Source organism: Vibrio sinaloensis DSM 21326 (genome assembly GCF_000189275.1).
Lineage (GTDB): Bacteria > Pseudomonadota > Gammaproteobacteria > Enterobacterales > Vibrionaceae > Vibrio > Vibrio sinaloensis.
Map to the genome: position 1 here is coordinate 78,945 of NZ_AEVT01000053.1, position 24,491 is coordinate 103,435.

At 44.8% G+C, this 24,491-nt stretch carries 26 protein-coding genes; 17 read left to right on the forward strand and 9 right to left on the reverse strand.

Annotation, left to right across the window (positions count from 1 at the left end; translation table 11 throughout):
• The first annotated feature begins 171 nt into the window (after nt 1–171).
• From rpmB to RH45_RS07655, 10 genes are all read left to right on the forward strand, one after another.
• Nucleotides 172–408, forward strand: a complete 237-nt coding sequence (gene rpmB, locus RH45_RS07610) for a 50S ribosomal protein L28 (RefSeq protein ID WP_006881432.1) — start codon at nt 172–174, stop codon at nt 406–408.
• Between the two features lie 14 nt (nt 409–422).
• Nucleotides 423–593, forward strand: coding sequence for a 50S ribosomal protein L33 (gene rpmG / locus RH45_RS07615; RefSeq protein ID WP_004410866.1), 171 nt, complete (start codon nt 423–425; stop codon nt 591–593).
• Nucleotides 594–785: 192 nt separating this feature from the next.
• Nucleotides 786–1,271: a hypothetical protein gene (locus RH45_RS07620; protein WP_008075746.1), complete on the forward strand. Its 486-nt coding sequence runs from the start codon at nt 786–788 to the stop codon at nt 1,269–1,271.
• Between the two features lie 20 nt (nt 1,272–1,291).
• Complete coding sequence (mutM, locus tag RH45_RS07625) at nt 1,292–2,101, forward strand: bifunctional DNA-formamidopyrimidine glycosylase/DNA-(apurinic or apyrimidinic site) lyase (protein WP_008075749.1); 810 nt, start codon at nt 1,292–1,294, stop codon at nt 2,099–2,101.
• Nucleotides 2,102–2,279: 178 nt separating this feature from the next.
• A complete protein-coding gene (locus tag RH45_RS07630) occupies nt 2,280–3,311 on the forward strand; it encodes a glycosyltransferase family 2 protein (RefSeq protein WP_008075750.1) in 1,032 nt (343 codons plus the stop codon).
• Between the two features lie 8 nt (nt 3,312–3,319).
• Nucleotides 3,320–4,747: an ArnT family glycosyltransferase gene (locus RH45_RS07635; protein ID WP_039958354.1), complete on the forward strand. Its 1,428-nt coding sequence runs from the start codon at nt 3,320–3,322 to the stop codon at nt 4,745–4,747.
• A complete protein-coding gene (locus RH45_RS07640) occupies nt 4,734–5,123 on the forward strand; it encodes a GtrA family protein (protein WP_008075754.1) in 390 nt (129 codons plus the stop codon). Before RH45_RS07635 ends, RH45_RS07640 begins: the two co-directional genes overlap by 14 nt.
• Before the next feature lie 46 nt (nt 5,124–5,169).
• Nucleotides 5,170–7,149, forward strand: coding sequence for an LTA synthase family protein (locus tag RH45_RS07645; protein WP_008075757.1), 1,980 nt, complete (start codon nt 5,170–5,172; stop codon nt 7,147–7,149).
• Entirely contained in the window at nt 7,150–7,695 is a 546-nt protein-coding gene (locus RH45_RS07650) for a YrbL family protein (RefSeq protein ID WP_008075758.1), read from the forward strand.
• Nucleotides 7,682–8,437, forward strand: a complete 756-nt coding sequence (locus RH45_RS07655; protein ID WP_008075760.1) for an acyltransferase — start codon at nt 7,682–7,684, stop codon at nt 8,435–8,437. Before RH45_RS07650 ends, RH45_RS07655 begins: the two co-directional genes overlap by 14 nt.
• Before the next feature lie 42 nt (nt 8,438–8,479).
• On the opposite strand, the gene coaD is transcribed toward RH45_RS07655, so the two are convergent.
• Nucleotides 8,480–8,953: a pantetheine-phosphate adenylyltransferase gene (gene coaD / locus RH45_RS07660; protein ID WP_008075762.1), complete on the reverse strand. Its 474-nt coding sequence runs from the start codon at nt 8,951–8,953 to the stop codon at nt 8,480–8,482.
• A 47-nt stretch (nt 8,954–9,000) separates the two neighbouring features.
• Here coaD and RH45_RS07665 point away from each other — a divergent pair, with 47 nt between their 5' ends.
• The gene (locus RH45_RS07665) at nt 9,001–10,026 is read left to right on the forward strand and encodes a glycosyltransferase family 4 protein (RefSeq protein ID WP_008075765.1); all 1,026 of its coding nucleotides are present in this window, start codon (nt 9,001–9,003) and stop codon (nt 10,024–10,026) included.
• A 1-nt stretch (nt 10,027) separates the two neighbouring features.
• On the opposite strand, the gene RH45_RS07670 is transcribed toward RH45_RS07665, so the two are convergent.
• Both RH45_RS07670 and RH45_RS07675 read right to left on the reverse strand, forming a co-directional pair.
• Nucleotides 10,028–10,810: a glycosyltransferase family 2 protein gene (locus RH45_RS07670; protein ID WP_008075768.1), complete on the reverse strand. Its 783-nt coding sequence runs from the start codon at nt 10,808–10,810 to the stop codon at nt 10,028–10,030.
• Nucleotides 10,811–10,823: 13 nt separating this feature from the next.
• A complete protein-coding gene (locus tag RH45_RS07675) occupies nt 10,824–11,867 on the reverse strand; it encodes a glycosyltransferase family 9 protein (protein WP_008075770.1) in 1,044 nt (347 codons plus the stop codon).
• A 95-nt stretch (nt 11,868–11,962) separates the two neighbouring features.
• Here RH45_RS07675 and RH45_RS07680 point away from each other — a divergent pair, with 95 nt between their 5' ends.
• From RH45_RS07680 to RH45_RS07690, 3 genes are read left to right on the forward strand one after another with little or no spacing between them, the layout of a single operon-like run.
• Nucleotides 11,963–12,352, forward strand: a complete 390-nt coding sequence (locus tag RH45_RS07680) for a diacylglycerol kinase (protein ID WP_008075772.1) — start codon at nt 11,963–11,965, stop codon at nt 12,350–12,352.
• A 43-nt stretch (nt 12,353–12,395) separates the two neighbouring features.
• Nucleotides 12,396–13,106 (forward strand): 3-deoxy-D-manno-octulosonic acid kinase, encoded by a 711-nt coding sequence (locus RH45_RS07685; protein ID WP_008075774.1) that lies wholly within the window; start codon nt 12,396–12,398, stop codon nt 13,104–13,106.
• A gap of 51 nt (nt 13,107–13,157) precedes the next feature.
• Nucleotides 13,158–14,990, forward strand: coding sequence for a DUF3413 domain-containing protein (locus tag RH45_RS07690; protein WP_008075776.1), 1,833 nt, complete (start codon nt 13,158–13,160; stop codon nt 14,988–14,990).
• 51 nt (nt 14,991–15,041) lie between these two features.
• Here RH45_RS07690 and RH45_RS07695 read toward each other — a convergent pair whose 3' ends face one another.
• The 6 genes from RH45_RS07695 to rfaD are packed head-to-tail and all read right to left on the reverse strand — an operon-like array spanning nt 15,042 to nt 21,209.
• The gene (locus RH45_RS07695; protein ID WP_008075778.1) at nt 15,042–15,749 is read right to left on the reverse strand and encodes a glycosyltransferase family 25 protein; all 708 of its coding nucleotides are present in this window, start codon (nt 15,747–15,749) and stop codon (nt 15,042–15,044) included.
• Nucleotides 15,746–17,020 (reverse strand): lipid IV(A) 3-deoxy-D-manno-octulosonic acid transferase, encoded by a 1,275-nt coding sequence (waaA, locus tag RH45_RS07700; protein WP_008075779.1) that lies wholly within the window; start codon nt 17,018–17,020, stop codon nt 15,746–15,748. The genes RH45_RS07695 and waaA overlap by 4 nt, the downstream gene beginning before the upstream one ends.
• On the reverse strand, nt 17,010–18,227 hold the full coding sequence (locus tag RH45_RS07705; RefSeq protein WP_008075781.1) for an O-antigen ligase family protein: 1,218 nt from the start codon (nt 18,225–18,227) through the stop codon (nt 17,010–17,012). The genes waaA and RH45_RS07705 overlap by 11 nt, the downstream gene beginning before the upstream one ends.
• 14 nt (nt 18,228–18,241) lie before the next feature.
• Nucleotides 18,242–19,267 carry a lipopolysaccharide heptosyltransferase II gene (waaF, locus tag RH45_RS07710; protein WP_039958347.1) on the reverse strand — a complete coding sequence of 342 codons (1,026 nt, stop codon included), beginning with the start codon at nt 19,265–19,267 and terminating at the stop codon, nt 18,242–18,244.
• A gap of 21 nt (nt 19,268–19,288) precedes the next feature.
• Nucleotides 19,289–20,254 carry a lauroyl-Kdo(2)-lipid IV(A) myristoyltransferase gene (gene lpxM / locus RH45_RS07715; RefSeq protein WP_008075783.1) on the reverse strand — a complete coding sequence of 322 codons (966 nt, stop codon included), beginning with the start codon at nt 20,252–20,254 and terminating at the stop codon, nt 19,289–19,291.
• 10 nt (nt 20,255–20,264) lie between these two features.
• Nucleotides 20,265–21,209, reverse strand: a complete 945-nt coding sequence (rfaD, locus tag RH45_RS07720; RefSeq protein WP_008075784.1) for an ADP-glyceromanno-heptose 6-epimerase — start codon at nt 21,207–21,209, stop codon at nt 20,265–20,267.
• Between the two features lie 225 nt (nt 21,210–21,434).
• On the opposite strand from rfaD, the gene rfbB reads away from it, so the two are divergent.
• The 3 genes from rfbB to RH45_RS07735 all read left to right on the forward strand — a co-directional run bounded on the left by rfbB (nt 21,435) and on the right by RH45_RS07735 (nt 24,488).
• Nucleotides 21,435–22,493, forward strand: a complete 1,059-nt coding sequence (gene rfbB / locus RH45_RS07725) for a dTDP-glucose 4,6-dehydratase (RefSeq protein WP_008075785.1) — start codon at nt 21,435–21,437, stop codon at nt 22,491–22,493.
• A 65-nt stretch (nt 22,494–22,558) separates the two neighbouring features.
• Nucleotides 22,559–23,428 (forward strand): glucose-1-phosphate thymidylyltransferase RfbA, encoded by an 870-nt coding sequence (gene rfbA / locus RH45_RS07730; RefSeq protein ID WP_008075786.1) that lies wholly within the window; start codon nt 22,559–22,561, stop codon nt 23,426–23,428.
• A gap of 1 nt (nt 23,429) precedes the next feature.
• Nucleotides 23,430–24,488 (forward strand): TDP-N-acetylfucosamine:lipid II N-acetylfucosaminyltransferase family protein, encoded by a 1,059-nt coding sequence (locus RH45_RS07735; RefSeq protein WP_008075787.1) that lies wholly within the window; start codon nt 23,430–23,432, stop codon nt 24,486–24,488.
• Nucleotides 24,489–24,491 lie beyond the last annotated feature (3 nt).

The window sequence follows — 24,491 nt, forward strand, 5'->3', positions numbered from 1 at the left end:
GATCTGTTCGGGTCTTGAGCAATGCTACTCAAGTTAGTATAATGCGCGACCTTTGATAGCCTTGTATGGGTTTCCATAGCGGTATAAGACCTCGAAATTCTTCTTTGAGAACTAGAGAGGTTCGGCCACCAAGGTTGATATCGAGCTGAAACGATTTTGGAGAAGACATTCATGTCACGAGTATGCCAAGTAACTGGTAAGCGTCCAGTAACGGGTAACAACCGTTCACACGCACGCAATGCTACTAAGCGTCGTTTTCTGCCGAACCTACAAACTCATCGTTTCTGGGTAGAGAGCGAAAAACGTTTTGTTAAACTACGTCTATCTGCTAAAGGTATGCGTATCATCGACAAGAAGGGCATCGATGCTGTTCTTGCTGACATTCGCGCAAACGGCGAAAACGTTTAAGAGGAATATAGGCAATGGCAAAGAAAGGCGTTCGTGAGAAAATCCGTCTAGTATCTTCTGCAGGTACAGGCCACTTCTACACAACTGATAAGAACAAGCGTAACATGCCAGGCAAATTTGAGATCAAAAAGTTTGATCCAGTAGTTCGCCAGCACGTTATGTACAAAGAAGCTAAAATCAAGTAATTGATTCTTCTTTGAACTTCCTTCGGGAAGCGTGAATTGAAACCCAATCATAGCAATATGATTGGGTTTTTTATTACCTGAGAATGAACAACAGGCCGAACTCGGTCTCTTTTAGGCCACTCTCGCACTTCTCGCCTCTTACGCTCTTTTCTGCTACTTTTGAGTCAGTTAACGGCAGAGAACCTAGACATTATGCGAGTTTCCCCTTCCCGGCGTCGGCGCTGGAATAATATTCTTATCCTGGGCATCATCGCCTTTATTGGTCTGCTTAACTTACCTACTTTAATTAAGACTTATTTGATTGAAGAGCCGGTTGTTGAAAGTACGCACCCTTACCTGCTCAATCCATCTGCGAATCTGAGCGCATTGCACTTTTCGACTTGGTCACTGGAATTACACCAAGGTCAATGGCAGAGCTCTGTTAGCAGTGCGATTCCAGAAGCGGAACTAGCCAGTCGGTGGCAAAGCTTGGTTGGGACTGAAATCAGTCAGGCTAACTTTGACAGTTTAGAGCCGCAACTTAGCGCTCCCCAGTCTATTGAGGTTTGGTATCTCGATCAGGAAGAACCGCAAAGGATCACCTATTATCAAACACCGCAATTCTGGTTGCTCAAGAACTGGCAAGACAAGTGGATAGCTATTTCTGTCGATACTCGCTACCTTATGCCTGAGCTGTAAACGAATGATTAAGGAATAGCATGCCTGAGTTACCTGAAGTTGAAGTGAGTCGGATGGGGATTTCTCCGCATTTGATCGGCGAGAAGATTGCTAAGCTCACGTTTCGTACACCTAAGTTACGTTGGGATATCCCGGTAGAACTGAAAAAGCTGGAAGGGCAGGTTGTGCGTAATATCACTCGGCGCGCTAAGTACTTGCTGATTGAAACGGATGCGGGATCGGCGATTGTGCACTTAGGTATGTCCGGGTCATTGCGTGTTCTCGACGCGGAAATTGCACCAGGTAAGCACGATCATGTGGATCTCAAACTCGCTAATGGCAAGGTGCTGCGTTACAACGACCCGCGCCGCTTTGGGGCATGGCTTTGGAGTGAAGATGGGCATCATTCAGTGCTCGAAAATGCTGGGCCTGAGCCACTAACCGATGAGTTTAATGCTGAGTATATTGCGGCTAAGGCCATCAATAAAAAGGTCGCGGTTAAACAGTTCATTATGGATAACAAAGTTGTCGTTGGGGTAGGGAACATTTATGCCAATGAGTCACTGTTTAGCGCAGGTATTCATCCAACTAAAGCGGCAGGGCAATTAACTGAGCGACAGTGGCAATTGTTAGTCGTTGAGATCAAGCAAGTGTTGGATACTGCCATTAAACAAGGTGGCACCACGCTAAAAGATTTCGCTCAGGCAGATGGTAAGCCGGGCTATTTTGCACAAGAGCTGCAAGTATATGGAAAGAAAGGGGAACCTTGTCCTCAATGTGCTGGTCCTATAGAAGAGTTAAAAATCGGTCAGCGCAATACCTTCTTTTGCAATCAATGCCAGAAAAAATAGCATTAATAACGGTTGTCTTTGGTTACGTTTTTGACTCTATTCAGCATCGGTTCATATACTTTCGCCTACCCTACGCTGGAGCTATTAGTGTAGAATATAGCCCCTTTTCGTGGTAAGTCGTGTCTATCGGAATAATACGACTTATCTAACATGAAATTCGTACATTAAGGTACTTTCCATGACAGAGCTTTCATCGGCGGTAACTTGCCCACATTGTGCACCATCTATAGAGAGTGAATCTGAGATTCTGCTGTCTGTTTTGGTTCCTTATTATAATGAAGAGGAAGTGCTTCCCGCTTTTCATGAAAGACTAATGCCAGTATTGGACAGCATCGATGGCTTGTGTGAAGTGATCTACATTGATGATGGTAGTCGCGACAATAGCCAAAGTATTGTGGCTGGTTTTGAAAGCGAACACAGCAACATCGTTAGCCTCAACTTAAGCCGAAACTTCGGTAAAGAAGCGGCAATGAGCGCCGGTTTGGAGTATAGCCGTGGCCAAGTTGTGACCATTCTTGATGCTGACTTACAAGATCCACCTGAGTTACTGCCTGAAATGCTTGAGAAGTGGCGTGAGGGTTTTGACGTTGTCAATATGCAGCGTAAAGAACGTCATGGTGAGACCTGGATGAAGCAGAAGTCTGCGGCGTGGTTCTACCGTGTGATGAATTCTGTGTCTCAAATGGATGTGCCTGAAAATGTGGGTGATTTTCGTCTATTGAGCCGCCGCGTTGTAGAGCATATTAATCAATTGCCAGAACGAAACCGCTACATGAAAGGCTTATTCTCTTGGCCTGGCTTTACCACCACGACATTGCAATTTGAGCGCGATCCTCGCCTAGTCGGTGAGACGAAGTGGAACTACCTAAAGCTGATTGGCTTAGCGATCGATGGCATCTCCTCTTTCTCTATCCGACCTTTGCGCTTAGCGACGTTGCTGGGTGCGGTTATGGCTGCCTTTGCTTTCCTATACGGTTTTATCATCATCTGCAAAACTATCTTCCTAGGCGAACCAGTAGTGGGTTACCCATCGATCATGGTAGTGCAACTAGGCTTAGGTGGTATTCAACTGCTGTGTATTGGCTTAATGGGCGAGTACATCGGGCGAATTTTTATTGAGACTAAACGTCGACCTCTCTTCATTGTTCAGTCGAACATTGAAAAGCAAGCGAAAGCATCACTGCAAGAAAATCAAACTGAGGATAAATAACAGTGAACATTAAGATCACAGCTAAACACTTATGGGGTGTATTGGCTGTCGCATTATTATTACGTCTGATTTCGTTAGGCCTTTATCCTTTAATGGATACGACAGAGGCTCGCTATGGCGAAATGGCCCGCCTTATGGTGGAAACCGGCAACTGGCTGACTCCTCAATTTGACTATGGTGTTCCGTTCTGGGGCAAGCCACCACTGTTTACTTGGATGAGTGCAACGGGCGTTGAGCTGTTTGGCTTAAGTGAATTCTCTTTACGTGCACCTCATTGGTTAGCGGGTGTCTTGGTTATTGCTCTGGTTGGTTATGTCGCTAAGCGCGAAGGTTTCAACTGGCTGGTCGCGTCTATCGTGCTTGCGACGTGTGGTATTTTCTCGATTGCCGCGGGCGCGGTGATGACAGACATGGCCCTGACGCTAGGCATGACGATGGCTATGGTCGGCTTTTACTACTGCTGGTTAGAGAAAGAAAAAGGTGGCATTAAAGATCGTTGGGCCTATTTTGCGTTTGCTGGTCTAGCCATCGGTTTACTGGCTAAAGGTCCAGTGGTGATTGTTATCATGGGTCTGGCTGTATTTCCTTGGCTGGTTCTACAGCATGGTCTGATTGGTGCGTTTGTTCAGCTTTGGCAGCGTTTCCCAATTGTCAAAGGTGTGCTGTTGATGTTGGCGATCGCACTACCTTGGTACATTCTCGCTGAACGTGCGACGCCAGGTTTTATTGATTACTTCATTGTCGGTGAACACTTCAAACGTTTTGTGGTCAGTGGTTGGGAAGGAGATCTGTACGGCAGTGCACACGATGAGCCTCGCGGCATGATCTGGTTGTTCTGGCTACAAAGTGCAGCGCCTTGGTCAATTGCTCTGCCAATCTTAGCTTGGTTCCGTCGTGATCGTATCAAGGAAACCAATCAGGCGAACAAAGGCTTGTTCTCGTTTGCCATTTTTTGGCTTATCTCACCACTGCTAATGTTCACTATGTCAGGAAATATTCTTCCTGCTTACGTGTTGCCAGGTATTCCAGCTCTCGGTGTTCTAGCAGCCATTATGGTGATGGAGAAAGATTGGAAGTGGTTCAGCGTTGTGTCGTTGATCCTACCAGTAGTGCTATTCATTGCTTTGATCTTGCTAAACACTGGCATGGAAAACAATAAGAGTGATCGTGTGTTCTTTGAATCTCAAACGGAACAACTGGACACTTACTATGCTCGTAGCCGCCCATTCTCAGGCCAATACTACAGCTTAGGTCAGGCGATAAAAGTCACGACACCGGCAGAGATTGAAGCGAATGAATTCTACATGATTGGCCGTGAACGCCACATGCAAGGCTTCTTGGAGAGTGACCAATTAGAATGTAACTTACTGCTTGAGCCTGAAAACTCAAGACGTTCTATGTACCGTTGTTCGAAAGTGACCAATGAAACTCCTTAAGTTTGCCTTTGTTGGAGGTATCGGCTTTGTTGTCGATACCTCAATTTTTACCCTCTGTCTGCATGCCTTCGAATGGCCTTTGATGACGTCGCGTGTGATTGCTTTTTTCTGCGCGGCTACGTCAACTTGGCTAGGCAATCGATACCTGACGTTCTCCGCGACTTCTCAACACGGCTCTAAGCGTAAGCAATGGCTTAAGTTTATGACCTCTGCATGCATTTCCGCGATCCCGAACTTTATTACCTTTAAGTTGTCTTTAGAGCTGCTTGGCAGCGAAGGGGGTTGGGCGTATGTCGCCTTAGTTCTGGGTATTTTGGTTGGTATGGTGAGCAACTATTTACTGAGCGACAAGTGGGTATTTAAAGCAAAATCTTAGTCGAGCCAGCCTACTTGCTGGCTCTTATCAACTCAATTGGGACATTATGGTTTCTTTTCAGCATAACTACCGATCACTCATTCGAATTGTCCTTTGGGTCAACCTAGCGGCAATTGTCTTCTTAGCCTTATCTCGAGGGCTGTTCTTTTCTCTAGCGATTGAGCCACAGCGATTAGCTGGCTTGAGTGGTGATGTCGGGCGTGCTTTCTGGGTCGGCGCGCGGTTTGATGCCAAGATCGTCTTTATTGGTTTTGCGCCGGTACTACTTGCAGGTTTGTTGCTTGCCAAAACACGAGCTTTTGCGTGGTGGCAAAAGGCAACGCCTTGGTATTCTGCGCTGATCTTTTTTCTGCTTTGCAGCTTCTCTATTGGTAACTATTACTATTATGTGACCTACGGTAGCTACATTGATGTTTTCGTGTTTGGTCTGTTTGATGATGACACGAAAGCGGTGCTAGATAATGCATGGCAAGATTACCCGATAGTACGCTCATTCCTTGCTTCTGTTTTTGTCGCTGCTTTGGGCTATATCTTTACTAAGTTGTTAGTGCAGCGTTCAACGTCATGGCAGTGGTCGCCTCGCCATTGGGCTTTAACGACAGTGTCTGTTGTGTTGACCATTGTAGTGTATGTCATCGTGGCACGTGGCTCGATTGGCAGTTTGCCACTTAAGCGTTATCACGCCAATGTCTCCCAATACAAACCGCTCAACATCATTACTCCGAATGCGTTTATGGCGTTGAGCTGGGCGAACGGAGACTACAAGAAGCAAGCCAAATTCGACCCTATTTCAGAGCAAGCGGTGACTGAGCAAATGGAAAAAATGCTTGGACAACCAACGCCTGAATACCATACTGCTAAGAATGCTTACCTGGAGAAAAACCCTCCGCATGTTGTGATGGCATTGATGGAAGGCTTAGGGACGAATGTCTTGATTGAAGATGACCCGCAGCGTAACGACCTTCTCGGAAGCTTGCGTAAAGCATTCGATGAAGATTTTGTCTTCGAACGTTTCATGGCAGGAACAACCGCAACGATTGATAGTATCGTAATGATGCTGTTCCATAGTGATGTGCCGACAATCAGCCATTCTGGGGCGCAGAAAGTGGCATTGCCAAGCTCAGCTGTATTGCCTTATAAGCGCGCTGGCTACCAAGTCGTGTTCATCTATGGTGGTAATAGTATGTGGCGCAACTTGGCGAACTATCTGCCTATTCAAGGCTTTGATGCGGTGTACGATGAGAACAGCATCGAAAGCGCTTTCCCCGAAGCGAAACAATACGCCGATACTTGGGGAGCTCCCGATGAGTTTACCTTCAAGTTTGCGCGTAAAATTTTGGACGAAGCGGCCAAGCCAACGCTGATTTACATCATGACCGTGACGAATCACTCTCCTTATCGTCCACCGGGTGATTATCAGCCTAAGGTGACGCATGCGAGTGAACGTTTGAAAGACGTTATTGGCAGTATCGCAGGTCAAGAAACGGAAATGCTGGAGGCGTACCAGTACGCGAATGACTCTCTGGGGAATTTTGTTCAAGAAATCAAAGACTCAACGCTCGGCGAAAAGACCTTGATTGCGGCTTCAGGGGATCACCGTGTACGTTCTATCTCAACGAAGAATCTTGATGAGTTTGCGGTCAGCTATGCAGTGCCGTTCTATCTGTACGTACCTGATGCCATATTGCAGTATAGTCAGTATACCTATCAACCACAACGTATTGGCTCGCATCGTGATATTTTCCCGACGTTGTACCACTTCAGTTTATCTGATCAAACTTACATCAGCTTAGGCGGTGAAAATATGTTGTCGGTAGAAGGCGTGAGTAACCGAGGCTACAATCGAACACGAAGTATTAATCAGTGGGGTGCATACGAGAATAGTAACCCTAAGCAGTTGTACTCATGGGCAACAGGAGTAATGACTGACACAACGCCAACGGAAAACCCTGAGCCAGATTGGGCGAAAGAATATCATAAGCTGCAAAACTACTACTTACGTTCACAAGTTGCAGGAAGTAAGTAAATGATAGAACTCAGTGGAGCAGTCCTCATTGGCAAGGGTTCAGAACGTTTGTGTTATCAACACCCTGAAAACCCTAATTTATGTATCAAGGTTCGCTACCGTGTTAAGCGTTCAAGGAATGAAAGTGAGCGCGAGTTTGATTATGCGAGTAGTTTGAAACAAGGCCAAGCATTGCCTTTAGCTTTACCAATAGAGTGGGTTGAGACAAACGAAGGTATAGGTTTGATTTGTCCGTTGGTGCGTGACGACAATGGTCAACTGTCGCAATCCTTGCAGGACTGGTCGGGTAAGCCGCAACTGGCAGAGTTATTTGATGAATTTGCTAAGTCAATTTTGGCGAATCATTTGTCTGTGACGGACCTACGCATGCAAAACTTAGTGGTTCAACAAATCGCGGGTAAGGTGCGTATCGTCATGATCGATGGCTATGGTTTTACCAATGATTTTCTAAAGTATGCTTTCAAAGTGACGCGTCTGATCACCCACATACAAACTAAGCGCCGGTTGGAGAAATTCAGAAGGAACTATATCCATGATCGATACTAAGCAGCTGCAGCAATACATCGCCAAGTTTCCAACAAACTTTGCCCAAGGAATGAGTCAATTTACCTTAGTGACCAAAATGATCAGTGGTTTGTTTCGCAATCAGGTTTTGTTTGTTAAAGGCGCTAAGGGCAACCAAGTCTCGATAGGTAAAACTAAGCACCGTTCGCGCATTGTGATTAAGTTTGATAAGCGAGCAAAAGGTAGTCGTGTGGTCATCGGTGATAACTTTAATGGCAACGTGAACATCTTAGTCAAAGGCAAAAACAGTACCTTGTATATTGGTGATGATGCGGTGATTAAGAAGAGTAAGTTTTCATTGCTGCGAGACGACAGCTTGTTTGCGGTTGGCGAGCATGTTGGAATAAGAGCCGGTGCGAATATTAAGTCTTACGGTCAGTTGGTATTGGGCGATGATGCCATGCTTTCTGCCAATATCTTAATTCAAGAGTATGATGGCCATCCTATCTTTGATGCTGAAGGCAATGTTCTCAATCAGCGCATCTCTGGGGTATTTGTTGGCCCTCATGTATGGCTTTGTCGTGATGTGAAAATCATTAAAGGTGTGACAATTGGCAAAGGGTCGATTATTGGTGCATTTAGTACTTTAACTAAAAACGTACCGAGTGATGCCATTGCCGTAGGGGTACCCGCTAAAGTGGTCAAGGAGGGAGGTATCTACTGGGCGCGGAATCACTCTGAAAAAGAACTGGCAAAAGCACAGGCTTTTTATCATATGGAATAACCAATAAGGCTGTCATAACGACAGCCTTATTGGTTTAGCAAGCTATTTGTTCTGGAGCTGTTTCGCAACATAAGGATGAACAAAATCCGCCACATCACCACCATGTAGGGCAACTTCGCGGACGATAGTCGAAGATAAGAAGGCGTATTTTTCGTTTGGTGGTAAAAACAAGCTTTCAATTTCTGGCATCAGCTTTTGATACATAGTCGACAAACCGAGCTCATACTCGAAATCAATCGTTGTGCGCAGACCACGAATTAAGATGTTGGCGTTTTCTGCTTTAGCAAACTCGACTAACAATCCAGAGAAACCTTTCACGACGATATTCGAATGACCTTTGAATACTTCTTGAACCATGTCGATGCGCTCATCTAAGGTAAAGAGAGTGTTCTTTCTCGGGCTTTCAGCGACGGCTACCGTTACCTTGTGGAACATCTTGGATGCACGTTTAATGATGTCAACGTGTCCGTTTGTAATAGGATCAAAGGTGCCTGGATAGATAACGTTAGTGTTCATTTTATTGTATAGTTCGGCGTTAATAGAGAGTATCAGCTGGTTATTATATGACAGATAAAACCCTTATACACATAAACTTAGCATCTGGCTTTGGTGGTGGTGAAGTTCAAACCTTGAATTTGATTGCCAGTTTGTCGGGTTTTCATCAGCTGGTTCTTGGTAAAAAAAACAAGCCATTTACCCAAAAAGCGAAACAAAGTTTTGCCACCGAGCAAGATGTCGAGGTGGTAGGATTGTGGCGTGTTTTATATACTGCGATGATGACAAAAGAAGTGTTGCTCCATGCTCATGATGGGCGAGGGGCTCATCTTGCTCGGCTCATTTCATTGCTCACCAATAAGCCTTACATCATCTCACGTCGTGTAGATAAAGCTCTGAAAGGAAAGGCGTCAGCCAAGACATATCGTAATGCCGCTCACCTCGTCGCGGTCAGTCAAAAAGTCGCGGATAATATTGCTCAACTCAATCAACATGTGTCGATTGTGCATGACAGCTATTCTAATCTGCCTTCCAGTGATGAGGTAGATAGCCTACTCGGTAAACTCAACAGTAAGTTTGTCGTAACTCAGCTTGGTAGCTTGCTCGATATTAAGAATGTTCCGTTTACGCTTGAGCTGGCGAAACAGTTAGAGCAGACACACCCGGGCATACACTTTCTGATTGTGGGTAAGGGGAAAGAGGAGGCGGCACTGAAGCAGCAAGCAGAAGGGCTGTCTAATGTTACTTTCTTTGGCTTCACCTCTTATGTCGGGTCGGTGCTGCGACGCAGTGATGTGTTGATCATGCCCTCAAAAAGTGAAGGGCTAGGGTCTGCGGTGCTAGAAGCCTATCAACACGATACGCCCGTAATTACGTCCAAAGCGGGCGGGTTACCTGAGATTGTCCAGCATGGGTTGACTGGGTATTTGGTGGATACACAAGATTGCCAACAGGCGAAGCAGTATTTGCTTGAGTTGGCGACCAGCCAAGAGCAATACCGAGAGCTGCAACAGAATATCCAGCGAGTAAAGCAGCAATATAGCCCTGAGGCTATGGCAAAGCACTATATTGCTTGCTACAAGCAGGTGTGGTGAATTACCACACCTTATTAAAATCTTCTTTCTCGAGTACTTTAGGATCGCGTTGGAACTCTAATAGGCGTGCGTACTTAAGGTAGCTACTTAATGACGCACTGATCGATACCGTTAGGCCGTCCGCGCCGCCCAAAAAACCTTTTTTGATGAAGTAAGATTTTATAAAGGCGTTCAAACCATGCAGAAAAGGACTAATGGCGTTCACACGCTTGCCTTTTTGATACATGATTTTCGCCGCTCGACCACTAAAATCACGACCCGGTTTAGCAAAAAGCTGGCCTAAGTTTTCGAATGAATAGTGGATTAAATCGGCGTTGATCCGCTCTGGGTTTTTCGCTTGCACGGCTGCATGCTGTTTTACTTCTGCAAAACGGGTCTGATTTTTGTCGTATAAACGGATACAAAAATCTGGGTACCAACCACAGTGCTTAATCCATCGACCACCAATGTAATTGCGACGGCGGAATGCGAATGCGTCATGTTGAGTGGTGGTCAAGTCGAGCGCTTTAATCGCCGCTACCATTTCCTCGGTTAGGCGCTCGTCGGCATCTAAGCTTAGAATCCAATGATTGTCGGTATGATCGAGGCCGACATTCTTCTGAAATCCATCACCTAAGTAGCTTTGAATGACCACTTTGGCTCCCGCTTGTTCTGCCAGCTCACGGGTGTTATCAATACTATTGGAGTCAACGACAACCACCTCTGAACAGACTTGTTGCAGGGACTGAATGCACTCAACAATATTTTTTGACTCATTAAGAGTTATAACAACACCAGTTATCATAGATTTGCCTTCATTAATGTTGATGTAAAAGTGGCTTAAGTTTGGATTGTACCATGTCTAGGGTTATCGACTGCATAACATGATCTCCTTTTACTCGGGTGCTCCAAGCGAGCTGCTCTGCAGGTTTGCCTTGTTGTTGCTCGACAAACTGTTCGTAAACACTGACGACGGAATCGAGATCATTGTAAGGGCCTGTTCGCTTGGGGTTGCTGTGCCCGTACAGACCGACAACCGGAGCCCCTTGGGTCGTCGCTATATGCGCAGGGCCAGAGTCAGGTGCGATCACGACAACGGCTTGACCTAATACTGCTGCGAGTTGTTTGAGGCTCGTTTGGCCGATCAGGTTCAGTGGAGTATGTTGCATTAAGGAAGTGATACTGGTCCCGAGACTTTTCTCACGCTCGGCAGGCGACCCACACAGCGCCACTTGATAGCCTTGTTCAATTAACCAATCAGCCAGTTGCGCATAGCGTTCTGTTAGCCAGTTACGCTCATCTTTGCTTGCCGCAGGGCTAATGACCACGGTTGGTTTGTGGTTGAGTAGACGCTTAGCGTATTCTACCTCTTTCGCTGCAATGGGCAGTTGCCACTGCGGCGCGCTTCTCGGTACGCCCAAAGCTTCTGTGAATGAGAAAAAACTGTCCAACACATGAGCAGAGGTCGTATCGGCAACTTTCTTATTGGTAAACATCCACTGACCTTCTTTTGCACGTTTAAAGTTAAAGCCCAACTTGTAGGTGGCTTTAATGCCTAAGGTGAGTAAGCTGGCTCGCAGTGCTAATTGCATGTGGACCAAAGCATCGAACTTGCGCCCCTTGAGCTGTTTCCATATAGCCTGCATGCCTTGTAGCCCTGCTTTTTTGTCAAACACGATAAGCTCGACGCCTTCTAATCCTTCTAAGAGTTGAGCTTCGACTTTACCCACAATCCAAGTGACTTGAGTGTTCGGCCAATGATGCTGTAAAGCCTGTATCGCGGCAACCGCATGGCAGGTATCACCTATTGCGGATAATCGAAGAAAGCAGATGGATTTAGGGGCTGTGCTGAACAAAGGCATAGCAAGAGCTCAAAGAGATAAGTTGGCATAGAATTATGCAGATAAGCTCAAGAAATGTAAAATGGCGACCAACTCTCTTTTCGAAAAGGTTAGCTATGAACCCAGAACAAAGTGGAAAACCAGGCGCGACAGGGATTAAGCGTGTTGTGAATGCGACAGGATACTCGATCCAGGGCCTCAAAGCGGCTTTCCGGCATGAAGCGGCGATTCGACAAGAAGTGTCGTTATTGATCATTGCGGCGATTGCGCTTATCTGGCTATCACTGCCCGTAGTTGAAACCATTTTAATGCTTGCGAGTGTAGTACTGGTGCTCATTGTTGAACTAATTAACTCGGCAATCGAAGCGGTTGTCGATCGCGTGGGCACAGAGCGTCATGAATTAAGCGGCAGGGCTAAAGATATCGGTTCTGCGGCAGTGTTGGTAGCATTGAGCTTAGCCGCGTTTACATGGGGTTACATCCTTTACCATCATTTCGTAGCTTAGATTGAGTACAATCGAGCTGCGCTAAGCTACGGCAGGTGTTTTTGTGATTAGAACCTATCAATCTCGCAATCAAATGATTTGGTACGATGATGAGTTGCTCAAGGAGTCGCCAGAAGATGCGTTTAACATTGATTTCTGGAAGCAAAATGAGGCCGTTGTCGGTAGCGCTTCCGGCCGGGGTACAACTTGGTTTGTACAGACTGAGGCGGTAGTCGGAGCTTTGCGCCATTATCGTCGTGGAGGTTTGTTTGGCAAACTCATCGCAGACAGCTACTGGTTCTCCGGTTGGGAGACGACGAGGAGCTATGCTGAGTTTCATTTACTGAAGGTGTTGGCAGATGCTGGGGTTAATGTCCCTAGGCCAATCGCGGCTCAAGCGAGCAAACAAGGTTTGGTCTATCGCGCTGATTTATTGAGTGAAAAGATCCCTAACGCCGCTGATCTGGTCGATATTCTTCAACGGCGTCCGTTGATTCCGGAAGAGTATCAAGCAATAGGACGCGAGATCGCAAAGATGCATGGCGCGAGTGTTAATCATACTGATCTTAACATTCATAATATTCTGCTCGATTCGCATGGTAAGGTTTGGATTATTGATTTTGATAAATGTTACCAGCAGGAAGGAACCAACTGGCAGCAAGGGAATCTAGATAGATTGTTGCGTTCTTTTCATAAAGAGCTCTCCAAGTGCTCAATTCGATGGACTGAGCCTGAATTTAATCACCTGTTAGATGGTTATCAACAGGCTGAATAGATTGAAATTATTTGCTGATACAGCAATTACTATTTGTTATTTGGATATACGATGTCTTTTAAACAGAAACTGCATGCCCACGGCTGGTTTATTCTTGTCAACGCCTTAGCCGCGATAGCAATCGCCAGTCGTTACTTTGCTTTTTTACCTGAGTTTCCATCCGATGCCTTAGGTATCAGCTTTATCTTTGCTGGAACTTGGGGACAGATGACTCTGTTGGCTGCGGTCATCGGTTTAGTCAGCTTACCAGCCTTATTGTTACCTAAAGGGGCTCGCAATGTGCTTCAAGCTTTGGTTGCATCGCTGGGATTAGCTGTCCTCTTTATCGATACGATTGTCTATGCACAGTATCGTTTCCATATTAATGCCGTTGTGCTTGAGTTAGTGATGTCAGGCCAGGTAGTCAGCTTTCCGTTAGTGACTTGGATTACAGTGCTCGGGTCGTTAGCGGCGTTGCTGGGTGGGCAGTGGTGGCTTATCCGGTGGTTAGAAAATGATGCGCCCGTTCGTCAGTGGAAGTTAGGTCGAAAGTTCGCTCTATTAACTTTTCTTGCCTTGCTCGCCACCAATGGTATTCATATCTGGGCCGCCGCGCATGCGTATCAACCGGTAACTATGGTTAAGCGTTATTTGCCTCTGTTTTATCCCGCGACTGCGAACAAGTTTATGGAAAGACGGGGTTGGTTAGACAAAGAAGCGATTGCTCAGCAAAAAGCAATGCGTGTTCCACCGAAAAGCGATCTCAACTACCCATTAAGCCCAATGCAGTTCGATTCGGTTGAGCCAGTCAATATCATGCTGATCACGGTTGACTCTTGGCGTGCGGATACGTTCAACGAAGACAACACGCCGTATATGTGGCAATACGCTAAAGATGGCGCAATATTCCAAGACCATATCGCGACAGGCAACGCGACTCGCACGGGTATCTTTGGTCTATTTTATGGTCTGCCGGGGACTTACTGGCATGGCTTTGTTGCCAACCACAAATCCCCTGTTTTGGTCGACCGCCTTCAGCAATTAGACTATCAACTTGGTTTGTTTGCTGCCGCGCGTTTAACCAATCCCGAGTTCCATCAAACTGTCTTTGCCAATGTACCGAACTTGCGTGTTGGCTCAGAAGGTTTCACCCCATCTCAGCGAGACCGACACCTCACCGACGATTGGATTGAGTGGTACAAGAATCGTGATACTTCAAAACCAGTATTCTCATTCTTGTTCTACGACGCACCACATGGCTATGATTTCCCGAAGAATTTTGAGCCTAAATACGAGCCAATGATTCCGCGCGTTGATTATCTTAAGTTAGATAACAACAGCGACCAAGAGAAGTTCTTCAACCGCTACAAGACCTCTGTTCGTTACGTGGATACTCAAGTGAAACGTGCGCTTGATACTCTCAAAGAGTCTGGTGACTTAGACAATACCTTGGTGATCATCACTGGTGACCACAGCCAAGAGATGAATGATAACAAGCAGAACTTCTGGGGTCATAACGGCAACTTTACTCGTGCACAAACCCATGTGCCGTTCGTTATGTTTGGTCCAGGTGTCGATAAAGATAAGCTGGCAGAGACGATTAGCTATACCACTTCTCACGAGGATTTTGCGCCTACGTTAATGAAGAACTATCTTGGCGCAACCAACGACATTGATGACTATTCAACAGGCGAAGACCTTTACGGTGATTCGGTCAAGCGGGATTGGATCATGACATCCAGTTACAGTGCGTACGGCATTATATATGATGACACCATCATTGAAGTCAACGGTGCTGGTCAGTCACAGATTCTTGATAGTACTTATCGGCCGAAGAAAGATGCAACGATGAACTACGAGTATGTTCAGCAGGCGCTAGAGAATATCAGTCGATTTAGGAAGTAGCAGTCAACGCGGAACTGATTTGGGTTCCGCGTTTTTTATTGGCGGGAGCTGTTAACTTCGTTTATTGAGGAACTGTTCATACAAACGAAATAACTCGATATATGCTTTTGACAGTATAGATAAGTTGGATTTGTTTTTACGTTGCGAGCCTATCGTCGATTGTATCTTGGCTCGATAAACAAGGTCTGGATAAAAGCAAAAAGTCTTCACGCCGTGCTTGTACGGTTTTTCCATGTAGTTATCTACGGGCTCGATAAACAAGCTGGCACCACTAATAAAACGAGCTGCCGCATTAGGTGTGATTAGGTACCCCATAGTGCCACATGTTCGGCGTTTATAGTTGACTATGGCAAGCTCCTGGCTTAGTTGCTCTTTAATGATGGGGGGCTGTGAGCGCGTCGCTGCAAGTTTAATATGTGAATAGCTCTTTAGCGGGGTGTCTAGATTTGACAGTAAGGTGAAAAATCGCTCACTGAAATCACAATTGTCCTCTAAAACCATAATCGGCTCGTTAAGTTCAAGGCACTTCTCCCACGCTAAGTGGTGGCTAGCAAAGCATGCGATCTCTCCTGTCGTGAGTGTGTAGCCAAATCTTTTCCGAGTTAATGCGTCACATCTTCGTTCTGAATACTGATACTCTGGTCTAGACGCATCTACCGCATTTAAGAATTCAAATTGAATGTCTTTGCTACCTAGTGCTTCTATCACTCTCGCTCGACGGTCTGTAGAGCGTTCTAAGCTTATGACGAATATTCTCATTTTCTTAGGCCTGAGTTTTTATCTAATTGAATATGTTCTAAAGACTTTTTAATTGCACCGCTGTGAGTTGCGACAAATTGACGAAGCCGATCAGAAATCATTGAGTTTGGGTGGTTACTGGTAAAGTAGCGCTTAATTTCAGTTGCAAGATCTTGTTCGTTGTTCACTATCGTAATGAGGTTATCACGTTGCATCTTGTCAACTATTTCGAAAAAATTATAGTAGCTAGGTCCTGAAATCACAGGTGTACCGACAGCTGCTGATTCTAGCATGTTGTGACCGCCAACTTTTTTTCCAACTAGACTGCCTCCCATAAAGCAGATATGTGCGCAAGCTAGCATATCGAGTAGTTCTCCCATTGTATCAGCTAGATAAACGTGATGACTGAGTGATACTGGTTGATCCGTTGTGCGTCGTACAACATTCATTCCATAGTCGGAACAAAGCTTGTTAACTGAATCAAATCTTTCTGGGTGTCTTGGAACTATGATGAGTAATGCCTCTGGTAAGGCCTTTAAAAGCGCTTGATGGGCTCGCAAAGCAATTTCATCTTCACCTTGGTGAGTACTTGCCGCGATCCAAACTGGGCGTTCGCCAAATTGTGGTGAAGTTTGAGCGTTGTGCTGAGGGACGGTTATATCAAACTTAATCGATCCTGTGACGCTAAGCTTGCTAGTTGGAATTCCTAATGAGGCGAAGCGTGCTGCATCTTCCTTACTTTGGCAAAGAATAGAGCTTATGCATGGATGGATTTGGTTGAACAAAGGCTGTATACGTTTGTAACTACGATACGATTTGTCAGACAGCCTTGCGTTTACCACTGTAATATCGATATTACTCTTTGCGACAATGCGTAATGTATTCGGCCAAAGCTCTGTCTCCATAATCAGAAGTTGACTAGGCTGAATGGCACGAATAAACCCTTTCACTGCAAATGAAAAATCAAGTGGCATGTAGCGATGTTCCACCAAGTCACCGAGCTTAGCGACTTGCTCTGCACCTGTACTCGTCGTTGTGGTAACGACAATCTCTTGCTGTGGTTGAGCTGCTTTAATGGCCTTAATCAGTGGGGCTGCTGCGATCACTTCCCCTACGGATACTGCATGAATCCATAGGGGCTTTGTATTCGCCGAAATACTCGGAGTGATGCCCCAGTGCTCAAGCTTTCGTTGACCGAACTCAGGCTTTCCTTTTTTTGTTTTGTACAGTGATAATAGAAAAAAAGGACAGATAATAACCAGTACGAAGTTGTATATAAGCCTAATGAGCATAATGATGAGCATCGTTTTTGGGTTGTTGAGGTCGAACCATCAGGATACTGGTCAACAATAAATAAAAGGCTAAAGTGTGAGGTTGGCTCAATGGAACGTCTGTAAGTGCTGCGATAGAAAATACCGCCGTTACAGATAGTGCAATTCCAGATAGCTGCGTTCGACTTTTGGCGTAGAGATACAGCGGATAACCCAAGAGGCTGAGCAAACTAATCACACCAAGAATGCCTTTGGTGACCATTGTTGAGATGAACTCGTTGTGATAGTGCTTAAACCTTACAGCAGAGGCGTCCACTTTTCCTTGTTCATAAAGCGATTGCTTTACTTTTAGATGACTGGTACCTAAACCGATTAGTGTTGGTGATTTAGCAATTTCTAAACCTGCTTTCCACATGCTCAGACGATATCCGAAAGATGTATTTAGCTTACCTTGACTGATAGCTACAATTTCATTCTTGGTCTGCTCGAGTCGAGCGTTAACCATGTCATACGCAAAGAAAGTGCTAATACTGCCAACGAAGCAAAGTGCCACTATGGTGCGTACTAAGTACTGGCGGTGATGAATCAAGAATGCAGTAACTAATATCGCTCCGACAACTAACGACGCGAGCAACGTTCCTCTAGTGCCACTCATTAATATGCTAGCGATTGCCATTGTATAAGAAAGTATGCCGATCACTTTCGTTCTCTTATCATCCTTAAATAAGAAAAAATACAAAGCAATAACAGAAATTGAAGCGCTAAAGGTGGTGTAAGGAATCGCGTTGATTGTCCACTCAATTCTATCTTTATCAAAGACTAAGCTTTGTATTGAAACGTAGGTGATCGAGGAAAGAGCACCAAGTAGTACTAGGTTGATTAAATTACCTTGCACAAACTCGATGCAACGCTTTTGGATAAAGCATGTGTAAAGCGCCACTGCAACAAGTATTCTGAGTGTCGATGAGCTCATGTCTACCGTAAGCTTGGTTACTATAGCTAGTAAGGCTGCTGCAATAACGAGCTGTGTATAGCGGTTATTAGTCACATTGTTCTTGATGGTATCCCAAGTTGTTTTCGACAGGCTAAATAGAACAGCAATCACACATATGGTTGCAAAATCTTTGTCTGAGTCGTAGAGAAAAAGGCCACTGAAAATCCAAAGTGCTGGTAACATCTGGAAAAAGAATCGAACTTTTTCTGAAGTCGTTAATTTTGTGAAGATCATGATTTGTTTACCCTTTAGAGACGAGATGTCACACTTTTAGCTTCAAGTTCTTTCAAGCACTTCAAATGCCCCAATGGACATTCGCGCTTAAAGCAAGGTCTGCATTCGATATCAATGTTTACGATATCAACCTTCTGAGCAAGGGGAGGCGTGTATTTAGGTGAGGTTGAACCATACACTCCGATCACATGACACCCTACAGATGCGGCGACATGCATTAATCCAGAGTCATTACTTACCACACTCTTACATGCGGCGAGTAAGTCTACGGCCTCTATTAAAGAGGTTTCTCCTGCCAAATTAAAGCAAGCTTGTTGCTGTTTTTCTGTAAGGAGGTGCTTAATTGAAGATGTTGTGATCTGATCTTTGGCTGAGCCAAACAACCACACCTGGTGGCCTCGATCTATCATTTCAGCGGCAACGGATGCATAGTGTTCTATTGGCCATTGTTTAGCCGGGCCAAACTCAGCGCCAGGGCATAACCCCAAAACTGGTTTATCAACCTTAAGCTCAAACTTACGTAATGTGGCTGCTTGGATGTTTTCATCAATATCAAGGCTTGGTTTAGGCAAAGAATCAATGCCAGGCAATGAGTGCGAGCCGTGCATTTTCTGTTTTGGGTGCGCTAATGCCACATAGCGCTCAACCATATACTGGAAGTCTTTTTTATTCGGTCTAAGGTCGTTGAGTAGCCCATACCGCATCTCACCTTTCCAGCCTGTTCTAACAGGAACTTTAGCGAACCAAGGGATTAAGGCAGATTTGGCTGAATTAGGCAGTACAAACGCATGAGTGTACTTCTCTTCGATTAAGGAGCGTCCAAGAGCTTTCCTCCCAGACCAGTTAAATTCTCCGTGCCCAAATGGCATATCAATCGCTCGATTGATCTCAGGCATTCGCTCTAGGATAGGTTTACACCAAGCCGGTGCAATCACATCAATGATGGCATCTGGGTCTTGCTGTTTCAGAGTAATGTAGAGTGATTGTGACATCACCATATCGCCCACCCAAGACGGGCCTATAACCAGTATTTTCTTCACATTGCCTCTCTAAAGGAGATCTTATTGTTTGTCGCGCATCTCTCGGTAGAGATTACGGCCATCTTGTTGGGTTCGGAGTAAGCGAAGTATCCACATGTATTGGTTAGGCTCTTTCGCAACAAAGTACTCAATTGCCTCATTCATCCCCCGCGCATCTGCCAGCTCACTATCTTGTAGTTCAATCGGCGGCATAAACTCAATTGAATATTGACCAGTGTGTGGGTCAATGGATGCAAAGGTAGGGATGATTTTCGATTTGGATAGCTTGGCCAATTTGGTTAGGCCGGGCAAGGTTGCCTTCGTCGTTGCAAAAAAATCGACAAATTCACTCAGCTCTGCACCATGATCTTGGTCTGGTAAGTAATATCCCAAGTAGCCTTCTTTAATCGATTTTATAAAGGGTTTAATACCACCCGAACGTTCGTATACTCGTCCACCGTATTGCACTCGCTGCCGATGCATCAACCAATCACTGACGGGGTTTTTTTGCCTCTTCGCCATAGCAGAAACAGGCAAACCTTTGGAGGCAAGCAATACTGCCGGGATATCAATTGACCAAGAGTGCGGGACGAGCAGAATCACGTTTTCATCTTGACTCGTACAATCGGTTAAATGATGTTCGTTAATCAAGGTGCATTGGCTCTGTAGCCATTGGGAAGAGCGTAGAGTCAGTAACCCGAAACGCATCATAAACACCCCTGCAGTCAGCAGAGTTTGATAGACCAATTGCTCTCGCTCTTGTTCACTTTTTTCAGGAAAACATAAAGAGAGGTTGACGCGTATGTTGTGCACCGCCCCCTTGCGTTTGTTTACTAAGCGTGAAGCAATCTGATGGGCTATCCAGTTATGTGCTTTTACTGGTAGCAAAGACAAAGGTAGAGAAGCAAAAACACCGAGCCAGGTTCCCCAATACTTAGGAGCGAGAAAACCCCACTCAAACGTGGGGTTGTAGGCTTTGGGATCAAAGTCGTTACGTGGTTTACTCACAATCAATCGCTTACTGTTTGTTGATGATAGCCATGTATTCCGCGACGCCTTGAGCGACAGGCTTGAATTGATGTTCGCAACCTGCAGCGCGCAGTTTGGTTAAATCTGCTTGTGTGTATTCTTGGTAGGCACCTTTAAGATGTTCAGGGAAAGGAATCGTTTCAACCTCCCCTTTACCATGGTAGGCGATAACTGCTTTCGCGACTTCGTTGAATGATTCAGCGTTGCCGGTTCCAAGGTTAAAAATACCCGATGCGCCATGCTCTAAGAACCACAAGTTTACCTCGGCCACGTCTCCTACATAAACAAAGTCACGTTTGAAATCTTCACTACCAGCAAACAATTTTGGGTTTTCGCCAGCGTTCATTTGGTTGTTCAAATGAAACGCGACAGATGCCATTGAGCCTTTGTGCTGCTCGCGCGGGCCATAAACATTGAAGTATCGGAAACCGACAATTTGAGACAGTTGCTCGCCATGTTCCTCAGCATCTTGCCAAATACGGCGGACGTAATTGTCGAATTGTTGCTTAGAGTAGCCATAGACGTTTAGTGCGCCTTCATACTCTTTTTCTTCAATAAAGGTATCGGTTTCACCATAAGTTGCGGCTGATGAAGCGTAGAGGAACGGGATTTCACGCTCTAGGCAGTAATGCAGTAGCTCTTTAGAATACTCGTAGTTGTTGAGCATCATGTACTTGCCATCCCACTCCGTTGTGGCGGAACAAGCGCCCTCATGGAAGATGGCATCGATTGGGCCAAAGTTCTCCCCAGACATTATCTGGACTAGAAAATCATCACGGTCCATGTAATCTGCGATATCTAGGTCAACAAGGTTCTGAAATTTCTTACCGTTTTTAAGGTTATCAACCACTAAAATGTCGTTAATTCCTTGTTCATTTAAAGCCTTGATGATGTTGCTGCCAATCATGCCAGCGCCGCCAGTTACGATGATCATATAGTTTCAACTCTAGTTTAATTACGGGGAGAGTATACCATGGCGTCAGATTAAGGACCATTGAGATTAGATTTACGAGCGGGCTAGTGCCCGGCGAGTTTATATAAGTTACAATAGTCGAATGATCGCGCTAAAAGCGTGTGCACATAAGCTTCGTCTACCCATTTAGTCGGTCTAATGTGAGATAGTTTTAGTTATCAATGTTGCCCAATTCAAGGTGTATATATGAAAATTCTGGTTACTGGTGGTGCTGGGTTTATAGGTTCTGCAGTTATTAGACACATTATCAATGAAACGCAGGATAGCGTCGTAAACCTAGATAAATTAACGTACGCCGGTAACCTTGAGTCACTTCAAGACGTTGAGTCAAGTGCACGCTACCATTTCGAATGTGTGGATATCTGTGATCGAGGTAAATTAGAACGTGTTTTTGATGAACATCAGCCTGATATCGTGATGCATCTAGCTGCTGAGTCTCATGTCGATCGTTCGATTGATGGTCCTGCTGCTTTTATAGAAACTAATATTGTTGGCACATATACGTTGTTAGAAACCGCTCGCAGCTACTGGCAATCATTAAGCTCGGAAAGAAAGCGTCAGTTTCGCTTCCATCACATTTCTACCGATGAAGTGTACGGCGATTTGGAAGATACAGAGTCCTTGTTCACAGAACAAACACCGTATGCACCTTCATCTCCGTATTCTGCTTCGAAAGCCTCGAGCGACCACCTTGTAAGAGCTTGGTTAAGAACCTTCGGGTTCCCTACATTAATTACTAATTGTTCGAACAACTACGGCCCATACCATTTCCCAGAGAAGCTTATCCCGCTAATGATCTTAAACGCTTTGGAAGGAAAATCCCTGCCAGTTTACGGTGATGGAAAGCAAATCCGAGATTGGTTATATGTAGAAGATCATGCTCGTGCTCTTTACACCGTTGCAACTAAAGGTAAGGTTGGCGAAACCTATAATATAGGCGGGCATAATGAGCTCACTAACCTTGAAGTTGTTCATAGAATATGTGAACTAATGGAAGAGCTTTGCCCAGATAAGCCCAATGGGATAGGCGCTTATGCTGAACTGATAACATTTGTTGAAGATAGACCTGGCCATGATGTTCGCTACGCTATCGACGCGTCTAAAATTGAACGTGAGTTAGGATGGAAGCCTGAGGAAACATTTGAGTCTGGTATTTGCAAAACGGTACGCTGGTATTTGAGTAATAGAATCTGGTGGGAGCGAGTTCAAGATGGCTCGTATAACCGAGAGCGGTTGGGTCGATAGGCTGTTAAAAAGGCGCTTTGTTCTACAAAGCTTTAAAAACTAGAAAGAATTTGATTAGGCGAAGTATGACGAAAGGTATTATTCTGGCTGGTGGCTCTGGTACCCGCCTGTATCCCATTACCATGGGGGTGTCTAAACAGTTATTACCTATTTATGACAAACCTATGATCTACTATCCATTATCAGTACTTATGCTTGCTGGTATTAAGGATGTTTTGATTATCACAACTCCTGAAGATCGTAGCAGTTTTGAGCGATTGCTAGGTGATGGTAGACAGTTTGGGATTCGCTTGGAGTATGCGGAACAGCCTTCCCCCGATGGACTTGCACAAGCCTTTATCATCGGTGAAGAGTTTATCGGTAAAGATAGTGTGTGTTTAGTATTAGGTGACAACATATTCTGGGGTCAAGGCTTCTCTCCTAAATTAATGAAGGCAGCCCAAAATACAGATGGTGCAACGGTATTCGGTTATGAAGTTGGTGACCCTGAACGTTTTGGTGTTGTTGAGTTTGACGAAGACTTCAACGTGTTATCGATTGAAGAGAAACCGGCAGCACCACGTTCCAATTTTGCAGTAACAGGCCTTTATTTTTACGACAATTCTGTAATCGATATTGCTAAAAATGTGACACCTTCAGAGAGAGGAGAGTTGGAGATTACGGCTATCAACCAAGAGTATTTGGAGCGTCGTAAGCTGACTGTGGAGTTGTTAGGTCGAGGTTTCGCGTGGTTAGATACCGGTACACATGAAAGCCTTCTAGAAGCTGCAAGCTTTGTCCATACTATAGAAAAACGTCAAGGCTATAAGATTGCATGTTTAGAGGAGATTGCATATCGAAATGGTTGGTTGACCTGCCAAGAAATTACTGCGCGTGCGAGTTTTTTTAGAAAGACAAGCTATGGTACATACCTCATGAACCTTGTGAGTAGCTAGTATGAGTAGTGAAGTCTTACACATTGCTAAAATTGAAAAGTTTATCCCTGGATTTATTGAGCTTGTTAGGGAAGAGTTTCCAAATACTAACCAGTTTTTTTATACTTACGGTGATTTGGGCTTGTACCCTTATCAGTTAAGTGATGACTCGCTTCACGTACAGGATCATCGGAATTCTATCTTTCGAAGTGCGCGCAGATACATACCATTAATATCCCGAATGCATAAAGCTGATAAAATAGTTCTGCATAGTCTATTAGATCGAAACTTAGTTGTAATCCTCTCCCTCTTTCCGTGGTTATTACGTAAGTGCTATTGGATGATTTGGGGGGGGGATCTTTATTACCATAAATATGGTCAATGTGATAAGAGCTACATATGGATTGAAAAATTTAGGGCATTTGTAATTAAAAGGTTGGGGTACTTAGTATCTGGTGCTGACGGTGATGTAGCGTTATGCCGAGATTGGTATCAAGCTCAAGGTGTTCAGATTCGCTGCTTTAATTATCCAAGTAATATCGTTAATTCAGAGGACTTCGTACCAAAAAATGAATCTTTAATTACAGTCCAAGTCGGAAACTCAGGCGACCCTTTAAATCGTCACTCTGAAGTATTTTTAAAAATAAAAAAACAGAAAGAACTATCTGATTGTAAGGTTTTTTGTCCCTTATCTTATGGAAATAAAGAATATATTAAATCTGTAGAGAGAGAGGCAATAGAGTTATTTGGTTATGAAAGGTTTGTAATTCTCAAGGACTTTGTTCCTTTAGATGAGTATAAATCCATGCTGAACAATGTTGATATTGCTATTTTCGCACCAGAGCGGCAACAAGCTTTTGGAAATATAATTAACTTGCTCGGTATAGGAAAAACTGTATTTATATCAGAAAAGTCAACGTTATTTAGCATGTTGCTTAGTATGGGAATTACAGTCTATTCTTTTGAGTCTGACGAAATAAAAGTACAGAGTGATAGCATAGCCGCACAAAATCGTGAGCAAGTTGCTAAGTATTTTAGTCGAGATGCGTTAGTTCGCAGCTTAAATTGGTTACAAAGGTAGATA

Coding starts and splice junctions, on each gene's coding strand:
- RH45_RS07735 (WP_008075787.1), top strand. CDS start 23,430: ATGAGTAGTGAAGTCTTACACATTGCTAAAATTGAAAAGTTTATCCCT.
- RH45_RS07645 (WP_008075757.1), top strand. CDS start 5,170: ATGGTTTCTTTTCAGCATAACTACCGATCACTCATTCGAATTGTCCTT.
- rfbB (WP_008075785.1), top strand. CDS start 21,435: ATGAAAATTCTGGTTACTGGTGGTGCTGGGTTTATAGGTTCTGCAGTT.
- mutM (WP_008075749.1), top strand. CDS start 1,292: ATGCCTGAGTTACCTGAAGTTGAAGTGAGTCGGATGGGGATTTCTCCG.
- RH45_RS07675 (WP_008075770.1), bottom strand. CDS start 11,867: ATGCCTTTGTTCAGCACAGCCCCTAAATCCATCTGCTTTCTTCGATTA.
- RH45_RS07640 (WP_008075754.1), top strand. CDS start 4,734: ATGAAACTCCTTAAGTTTGCCTTTGTTGGAGGTATCGGCTTTGTTGTC.
- RH45_RS07695 (WP_008075778.1), bottom strand. CDS start 15,749: ATGAGAATATTCGTCATAAGCTTAGAACGCTCTACAGACCGTCGAGCG.
- rfaD (WP_008075784.1), bottom strand. CDS start 21,209: ATGATCATCGTAACTGGCGGCGCTGGCATGATTGGCAGCAACATCATC.
- RH45_RS07705 (WP_008075781.1), bottom strand. CDS start 18,227: ATGATCTTCACAAAATTAACGACTTCAGAAAAAGTTCGATTCTTTTTC.
- RH45_RS07650 (WP_008075758.1), top strand. CDS start 7,150: ATGATAGAACTCAGTGGAGCAGTCCTCATTGGCAAGGGTTCAGAACGT.
- RH45_RS07670 (WP_008075768.1), bottom strand. CDS start 10,810: ATGATAACTGGTGTTGTTATAACTCTTAATGAGTCAAAAAATATTGTT.
- rpmG (WP_004410866.1), top strand. CDS start 423: ATGGCAAAGAAAGGCGTTCGTGAGAAAATCCGTCTAGTATCTTCTGCA.
- RH45_RS07665 (WP_008075765.1), top strand. CDS start 9,001: ATGACAGATAAAACCCTTATACACATAAACTTAGCATCTGGCTTTGGT.
- RH45_RS07620 (WP_008075746.1), top strand. CDS start 786: ATGCGAGTTTCCCCTTCCCGGCGTCGGCGCTGGAATAATATTCTTATC.
- waaA (WP_008075779.1), bottom strand. CDS start 17,020: ATGCTCATTAGGCTTATATACAACTTCGTACTGGTTATTATCTGTCCT.
- RH45_RS07680 (WP_008075772.1), top strand. CDS start 11,963: ATGAACCCAGAACAAAGTGGAAAACCAGGCGCGACAGGGATTAAGCGT.
- coaD (WP_008075762.1), bottom strand. CDS start 8,953: ATGAACACTAACGTTATCTATCCAGGCACCTTTGATCCTATTACAAAC.
- rpmB (WP_006881432.1), top strand. CDS start 172: ATGTCACGAGTATGCCAAGTAACTGGTAAGCGTCCAGTAACGGGTAAC.
- rfbA (WP_008075786.1), top strand. CDS start 22,559: ATGACGAAAGGTATTATTCTGGCTGGTGGCTCTGGTACCCGCCTGTAT.
- RH45_RS07655 (WP_008075760.1), top strand. CDS start 7,682: ATGATCGATACTAAGCAGCTGCAGCAATACATCGCCAAGTTTCCAACA.
- RH45_RS07630 (WP_008075750.1), top strand. CDS start 2,280: ATGACAGAGCTTTCATCGGCGGTAACTTGCCCACATTGTGCACCATCT.
- RH45_RS07690 (WP_008075776.1), top strand. CDS start 13,158: ATGTCTTTTAAACAGAAACTGCATGCCCACGGCTGGTTTATTCTTGTC.